A 7,387-nucleotide genomic window follows, 5' to 3' on the forward strand; every position below is an offset into this window, starting at 1 on the left:
CCCCAGGGCTCCCCGACACCGCAGCCCCCGCAGAGCACCCCGGCCTCCGCCGAGGACGTCACCGTCGTACTCCCCGGCCCGGCCCCGGACGAGCAGGCCGGACACCATGTCCAGGGCCCGCAGCAGTCCCAGGCCGCCGTCCCCCAGCCGGCCCAGCCCGAGGCGGAACCCGTGGTCATCGTCCCCGCACCCCGCGAAGGCGAAGCCGAACTCGCACAGAACGCCGACGACCTGGACACGCGGGGCGCCGAACAGGAAGACCTGGCCGACCAGGAACGTCACGGAGCAGAGAGCGCGGCAGCAGTGGCAGAAGCACGACAGTCCACCGGCCCCGCCGCCCCCGGCTACGACCCCGCCGAGCGCGAGGCCGTGCTGAAGGTCATGCGCGAACGTCGCGACATCCGCAACGGCTTCCGCAGCGACCCCATCCCGCACGACGTGCTGCTCCGCGTCCTGGAGGCCGCCCACCACGCGCCCTCCGTCGGCCACTCGCAGCCCTGGGACTTCGTCGTCATCCGCTCCGCCGACACCCGGCGCACGATGCACGAACTGGCCATGCGCCAGCGCGACGCGTACGCGAAGTCCCTCCCCAAGGGCCGGGCCAAGCAGTTCAAGGAACTGAAGATCGAGGCCATCCTCGACACCCCGGTGAACATCGTCGTCACCGCCGACCCGACCCGCGGCGGCCGCCACACCCTCGGCCGTCACACCCAGCCCCAGATGGCCCCGTACTCGGCCGCCCTGGCCGTGGAGAACCTCTGGCTCGCCGCCCGCGCCGAAGGCCTCGGCGTCGGCTGGGTCAGTTTCTTCGACGAGCGCGAGATGGTCCGCGCCCTCGGCCTGCCCGAGCACCTCGAGGTCATCGCCTACCTGTGTGTCGGTTACGTCGACGAGTTCCCGGACGAGCCCGAGCTGCTTCAGGCGGGCTGGTCCAAGCGCCGCCCGCTGTCCTGGGTCGTGCACGAGGAGACGTACGGCCGCCGCGCCCTGCCCGGAGAGGAACCGCACGACCTGCTCGCCGAGACCGTCGCGCAGATCCGCCCGCTCGACGCCAAGGCGCTCGGCGAGGCGTGGGAGCGCCAGAAGCGTATGACCAAGCCGGCCGGCGCGCTGGGCATGCTGGAGATCATCTCCGCGCAGCTGTCGGGCCTGTCCCGCCAGTGCCCGCCGCCCATCCCGGAACCCGCGGCCGTCGCGATCTTCGCCGGCGACCACGGCGTGCACGCGCAGGGGGTCACCCCCTGGCCGCAGGAGGTCACGGCCCAGATGGTGGCCAACTTCCTCGGCGGCGGCGCCGTCTGCAACGCCTTCGCCACCCAGGTGGGCGCCGAGGTCTGCATCGTCGACGTGGGAGTCGCCGCCGACCTCCCGGCCACGCCGGGCCTGCTGCCGCGCAAGGTACGGGCCGGCACGTCGGACATGACCACCGGGCCGGCGATGACCCGCGAGGAGGCCAAGCAGGCCATCGAGGTGGGCATCGACACCGCCCGCGACCTGGTCGCCGCCGGCAACAAGGCACTCCTCACCGGCGAGATGGGCATCGCGAACACGACCGCGTCCGCCGCCCTGATCTCCGTCTTCACGGGTGCCGACCCGGCCGAGGTCACGGGCCGGGGCACCGGCATCAACGACGAGACCCTCGCCCGCAAGACCGAGGTCGTCCGCCGAGCCCTCGAACTCCACCAGCCGGACCCGGCCGACCCGGTCGGCGTGCTCGCCACGATCGGCGGCTTCGAACACGCCGCCATCGTCGGCCTCCTCCTCGGCGGCGCGTCCCTGCGCACGCCGGTGATCCTGGACGGCGTCAGCGCCGGCGCCGCCGCCCTGGTGGCCCGTGCGATCGCCCCGGAGGTCCTGGCCGCGTGCATCGCGGGCCACCGCAGCGCCGAGCCGGGCCACGTGGCGGCCCTGAACAAGCTCGGCCTGCGCCCCCTGGTCGACCTCGACCTCCGCCTGGGCGAGGGCACGGGCGCCCTCCTGGCCCTCCCCCTGGTCCAGAGCACGGCCAGGGCGATGCACGAGGTGGCGACGTTCGATTCGGCGGGAGTGACGGAGAAGTAAGGCTCCTGTGGTCCGCGTGGGTCCGTGGTCACGGGCCCACGCACCCGCACCCGATGACGACGCCCAGCCACCGGACACCTGTGCCACCCCGAACACTCGCGCCGTAAAATCCGCACGTCAGGGCTACCGAACCACCGCCGCAACAGGAGCCGCACCCTCATGGCCGAACACCCCGCCTACCCCGTAGGCCTCCGCCTCACCGGCCGCCGCGTGGTCGTCCTCGGCGGCGGCCAGGTCGCCCAGCGCCGCCTCCCGGCCCTCATCGCGGCGGGCGCGGACATCCACCTCGTGTCCCCCGAGGTCACCCCTTCCGTCCAGGCCATGGCGGACGCCGGCGAGATCACCTGGCGCCGGCGCCCCTACGAGGAAGGCGATCTCACCGACGCCTGGTACGCCCTGATCGCCACCGGCGACACGGAAGCGAACACCAGGGCCTCCGCCGAGGCGGAACGCCGCCGCGTCTGGTGCGTCCGCTCCGACGACGCCGACGAGGCGACGGCCTGGACCCCGGCCACCGGCCACAGCGAGGGCGTCACGGTCGCCGTGCTGACCACGGACGCCCGCGGCCGCGACCCCCGCCACACCGCCGCGATCCGCGACGCCGTCGTCGAGGGCCTGCGCGACGGCACGCTCGTCGCCCCGCACCACCGCACCCGTACACCCGGAGTCGCCCTGGTCGGCGGCGGCCCCGGCGACCCGGACCTGATCACCGTGCGCGGCCGCCGCCTGCTCGCCGAGGCGGACGTCGTCATCGCGGACCGCCTCGGCCCGCGCGACCTCCTCGCCGAGCTCCCGCCCCACGTCGAAGTGATCGACGCGGCGAAGATCCCTTACGGTCGCTACATGGCCCAGGAGGCCATCAACAACGCGCTGATCGAGCACGCGAAGCAGGGCAAGTCGGTGGTCCGCCTGAAGGGTGGCGACCCGTACGTCTTCGGCCGCGGCATGGAGGAACTCCAGGCCCTCGCCGAGGTCGGCATCCCCTGCACGGTCGTCCCCGGTATCTCCAGCTCGATCTCGGTCCCGAGCGCGGCCGGTATCCCGGTCACCCACCGCGGCGTCGCCCACGAGTTCACCGTGGTCAGCGGCCATGTCGCGCCGGATGACGAGCGGTCCCTGGTCGACTGGCCGTCCCTGGCCAGGCTGACCGGCACGCTGGTGATCCTCATGGGCGTCGACAAGATCGGAAAGATCGCGGAGACGCTCGTCGCGCACGGAAAGCCGGCCGACACCCCCGTCGCCCTCGTCCAGGAGGGCACGACGGCGGCTCAGCGCCGAGTCGACGCGACCCTTGGGACGGTCGCGGAGACGGTCCGTACCGAGGACGTGAAGCCCCCGGCGGTCATCGTCATCGGCGAGGTCGTGAAGGTCGGCCCCACGGCCGCCGCACCCCCCAAGTAACCCCGGGTAACACAACCGTCCCAAGCCGTTGGCACCGCACCCAGGACAAGGCAGTATCAACCCTGTGGCCGATCTCATCACCGTCGAGGATCCCGACGACCCGCGCCTGCACGACTACACCGGTCTGACCGACGTGGAACTGCGCCGCAAGCGCGAACCCGCCGAGGGCCTCTTCATCGCCGAGGGCGAGAAGGTCATCAGAAGGGCCAAGGAAACGGGCTACGAGATGCGGTCCATGCTGCTCTCGGCCAAGTGGGTCGACGTCATGCGCGACGTCATCGACGAACTCCCCGCCCCGGTCTACGCCGTCAGCCCGGAGATCGCCGAGCAGGTCACCGGGTACCACGTGCACCGCGGCGCGCTCGCCTCCATGCAGCGCAAGCCCCTGCCCACGGCGGCGGACCTCCTCCAGACCGCCCGCCGCGTCGTGATCATGGAGTCGGTCAACGACCACACCAACATCGGCGCGATCTTCCGCTCCGCGGCCGCCCTCGGCATGGACGCGGTCCTGCTCTCCCCGGACTGCGCCGACCCCCTCTACCGCCGCAGCGTGAAGGTCTCCATGGGCGCCGTCTTCTCCGTTCCGTACGCCCGTCTGGACACCTGGCCCAAGGGCCTGGAGTCGGTCCGCGAGGCCGGCTTCACGCTGCTCGCCCTCACCCCCGACGAGAAGGCCCGGCCCCTCGACGAGGCCGCCCCGCACACCATGGACCGCGTGGCCCTCATGCTCGGCGCCGAGGGCGACGGCCTGTCCACCCAGGCCCTGGTCGCCGCCGACGAATGGGTGCGCATTCCCATGTCCCACGGCGTCGACTCCCTCAACGTGGGCGCGGCGGCGGCCGTGGCCTTCTACGCCGTGGCCACCGGCCGCCCCGAGTCCTAGGGGCGGTACGTGGAACAGCGCCAGGCGATCGTCGCCGTACTGCTGCGCGGGGACCGTGTCCTCGCGATCCGGCGCGGCCCGGCGGTCGCCCGTCCCGGTTACTGGCAGCCGCTGAGCGGCAAGCTCGAACCGGGCGAGACCCAGGAGCAGGCGGTCGTCCGTGAGGTCCGCGAGGAGGTCGGCCTCACCGTCGTGCCGCTGGCGAAGGTGTGGGAGTCGGAGACCGACGACCGCCTCTTCCGTCTCCACTGGTGGACCGCCCGCGCGGAGGCGGGGGAGGTCGTCCCCGACCCCGGCGAGGTCGCCGAGACCCGCTGGGTCACGCCGGAGGAGTTCCTGACCCTCGACCCGGTCTTCGACGGCGACCGTGAGTTCTTCGAGCGGATCCTGCCGGGGCTGTGACCGAGAACCAAGGCAGGCGGCAAAGCCCTGCGGGGTGATGTCCTCGAACCCTTACGGTTCGTAGCCCTGCCGGACGCTCTCCTGCCGGACACTGCCCCTGTCGCCGTCGCCGCCGAGTCCCCGCACCGCGCCCTGACAGCCCTGCACCAGGGCGATGCCGACGGCCACCAGCAGCGTGACCACGACGAACACGAACAGCCGCTGCCGCAGCAACCGGGGGTTGGCGGGCCGCAGCCCGGTCCCCGTGTTCCTGGACGTCGGCCGGCCCGTACCGCTGTGCGGGGCGGTGCGGCTGCCGCTGCCCGACCGCGTCCCGTTGCGTCCGGTCGGCGTCGGCCGTGATCCGGACCGCGACGGAGTGCCGCCGCGTGAGGCCCCGGAGCCGCGCACCGGAGTCCTGCCGCGGTTCCCGCCACCCGTCGACCGGTTTCCGCCCCGCGCGCCGCCGCCTGACTGGGAAGCCGGACCGTCCTGCGACGCGATGCCTTCCCCGGGCCCGGAGGAGCGCCGCGGCGGGGGAGTCCCCCGGCCGCGCTGCGCCCCGGAAGCCCCCGCACCCTGCTGTCCCTGCGGACGCCGGCCGCGTTCGGGGTAGGTGTCGGCGGGCCGGTCCGTCTCTGCACCGCGCGGCGCGGGCGGCCGAACGCCGGCCAGGTCCTGCGACTCCCGGGCCGCGATCTCCTTGAGCCGCATGGACAGTTGGAGCGTGCTGGGCCGTTCCTCCGGGTCCTTCGCCAGGCACGCCCGGACGAGCGGAGCCAACGCGTCGGGTACGCCGTGCAGCTGCGGTTCCTCGTGCACGACGCGGTACAGCATCACCTCGGAACTGCCGTGCCCGAAGGGCGAGTCGCCCATCGAGGCGTACGCGAGCGTGGCACCGAGCGAGAACACGTCCGTGGCCGGTGTGACGGCGGCCCCGCGCACCTGCTCCGGTGCGAGGAAGCCCGGCGAGCCGACCGCCGTACCGACGTGGGTGAGCGTCGAGGCACCGGTGGCCCAGGCGATGCCGAAGTCGATGATCCGCGGCCCCTTCGGGGACAGCAGGATGTTGGACGGCTTCAGGTCCCGGTGCACGACCCCGGCCTCGTGCACGGCGACCAGGCCCTCCGACAGGGCGGCACCGACGGCCGCGACGTCGGCCGCGCCGAGCGGCCCCTCGGCGGCGACCTTGTCGTGCAGGGAGGGGCCGGGTACGTACTGAGTGGCGAACCAGGGCCGGTCCGCGTCGAGGTCGGCGGCCACGAGCCGTGCCGTGCACCCGCCGCGAATCCGTCTGGCCGCCGAGACCTCACGGGCGAACCGCGAGCGGAACTCCTGATCCTCCGCCAGGTCAGGCCGGATGACCTTGAGCGCGACCCGCTGCCCCTTCTTGTCGGAGCCCAGGTAGACCACGCCCATCCCGCCCGCGCCGAGCCGTCTGTGAAGCCTGAACGAGCCGACGACGCGCGGGTCCTCGCGCCTCAGGCGCATCATCGCCATGTTCATCCCCGCTGCCCGGTCCTGTGACGAGCCACAGCTTACGTTTCCACAGCCGCCCGCGCGCAGAGGCCGCGCCCTCTCGGGGCGATGGATTGTCAGTGGTGGGTGGGAGACTTGAAGGGTGGTCAGGGGGCGCGCGAACAGGCCGTGTTCGCGCGGGGGACGACCCCAACCGCCTGCCACGGAAGGGGGATTGGACCCGTGAAGGGTGACCGTGTGGAGATAGTCGTGGACGCCGGCGACACGACGCGCACGTATGAGGTGGTGGCGAGCAGGGCGGGCCGCAGGGTGGAGACGGCGGTGCGTCGAGGTGTCGTGGAAGTGAGCGAAGTCACCAGGAGCGGAACGGTCGTGCGTACGGCCCGTTTCATGGCGAACCGGGTGCTGGCCCTGGTCGAACAGCCGATTCCGAGGGAGGAAAGCCCGGACAGAGCGGGATGATCCGGGCGTCCCTTCGGGGAAGACCCTGAGACCTGGGCCTCCGTCTCCACCCAGGGGAGTACACCGCAGGTGACGGCTCATCCTCCGGGAGGCCCGGCAATCGGTACGAGGGCATGACGCCCGGGGAGGGCCGGCCGCCTAGATTTGAGGTCAAGCGGCGGGTGCAGCACTCGTCCCCCGAGGTCAGACACCCGCCGCTGCCAACGACAACCGAGAACGGTCAGGAGAGGGACCATGGCCCACACGGCACCGCGGACACTGATCCGCGAGGAGGGACGCAAGGTGTACGCCGCCGCGTTCCGCCGCCGCCAGGGCCGTCGCCACCCCGTGGTGGCGACGCTGATGGCCCTTCCCCTGGCGGTCCTGCTCCTCCTCGTCTTCGACGGGTGGGAGACAGTGGCCATACAGGCGTCGTCCGTGGGAGAGATGCTGGGGCGCTGAGCGGCGACCCCAGGCCCGGAAGAGCGGTCCGGGCGGGGACATCCCACCCATGAAACCCCGTGGGGACGGGGGTGCGGCGGACGGCACAAATGCCGGCGCAGCTGGGGAGCTGCGCCGGCATTGCTTTTTTTGCGCCTAGCTGCGGGCAGTCKTGCCGCYAGGGGCGGCACGGGTGGGCGCASCGGCACCCCGCTCCGCCGGGTTGCGGTCCCACCCGGCGCCGGCAGCCGCCGGCGGCACCCCGCTCCGCCGGGTTGCGGTCCCACCCGGCCCCGGCAG

Annotated in this window: 8 protein-coding genes; 6 read left to right on the forward strand and 2 right to left on the reverse strand. The window is 72.8% G+C overall.

Translation table 11 applies throughout. The annotated features are described in order from the left end of the window. The coding region (locus tag CA983_RS49320) for a hypothetical protein (RefSeq protein WP_208637126.1) at positions 1 to 282 on the reverse strand (282 nt) is incomplete at its 3' end. A gap of 21 nt (positions 283 to 303) precedes the next feature. On the opposite strand from CA983_RS49320, the gene cobT reads away from it, so the two are divergent. From cobT to CA983_RS38110, 4 genes are all read left to right on the forward strand, one after another. Next, positions 304 to 2,061, forward strand: coding sequence for a nicotinate-nucleotide--dimethylbenzimidazole phosphoribosyltransferase (gene cobT / locus CA983_RS38095; protein WP_341866726.1), 1,758 nt, complete (start codon positions 304 to 306; stop codon positions 2,059 to 2,061). A gap of 159 nt (positions 2,062 to 2,220) precedes the next feature. Further along, a complete protein-coding gene (gene cobA, locus CA983_RS38100; protein ID WP_086605289.1) occupies positions 2,221 to 3,462 on the forward strand; it encodes a uroporphyrinogen-III C-methyltransferase in 1,242 nt (413 codons plus the stop codon). A 64-nt stretch (positions 3,463 to 3,526) separates the two neighbouring features. Continuing rightward, on the forward strand, positions 3,527 to 4,345 hold the full coding sequence (locus tag CA983_RS38105; protein ID WP_086605290.1) for a TrmH family RNA methyltransferase: 819 nt from the start codon (positions 3,527 to 3,529) through the stop codon (positions 4,343 to 4,345). Between the two features lie 9 nt (positions 4,346 to 4,354). After that, entirely contained in the window at positions 4,355 to 4,747 is a 393-nt protein-coding gene (locus CA983_RS38110) for an NUDIX domain-containing protein (protein WP_086605291.1), read from the forward strand. Positions 4,748 to 4,798: 51 nt separating this feature from the next. Here the strand turns inward: CA983_RS38110 and CA983_RS38115 are convergent, their stop codons facing one another. Next, entirely contained in the window at positions 4,799 to 6,232 is a 1,434-nt protein-coding gene (locus CA983_RS38115; protein WP_086605292.1) for a protein kinase domain-containing protein, read from the reverse strand. Positions 6,233 to 6,427: 195 nt separating this feature from the next. Between CA983_RS38115 and CA983_RS38120 the strand changes: the two genes are divergently transcribed. Together CA983_RS38120 and CA983_RS38125 are read left to right on the forward strand one after the other, a co-directional pair. Next, complete coding sequence (locus CA983_RS38120) at positions 6,428 to 6,667, forward strand: hypothetical protein (RefSeq protein WP_086605293.1); 240 nt, start codon at positions 6,428 to 6,430, stop codon at positions 6,665 to 6,667. Between the two features lie 234 nt (positions 6,668 to 6,901). Beyond that, positions 6,902 to 7,108, forward strand: a complete 207-nt coding sequence (locus CA983_RS38125; protein ID WP_086605294.1) for a hypothetical protein — start codon at positions 6,902 to 6,904, stop codon at positions 7,106 to 7,108. Positions 7,109 to 7,387: the final 279 nt, after the last annotated feature.

Origin of the sequence: Streptomyces swartbergensis (genome assembly GCF_002148965.1) — a bacterium.
GTDB classification, from domain to species: Bacteria; Actinomycetota; Actinomycetes; order Streptomycetales; family Streptomycetaceae; genus Streptomyces; species Streptomyces swartbergensis.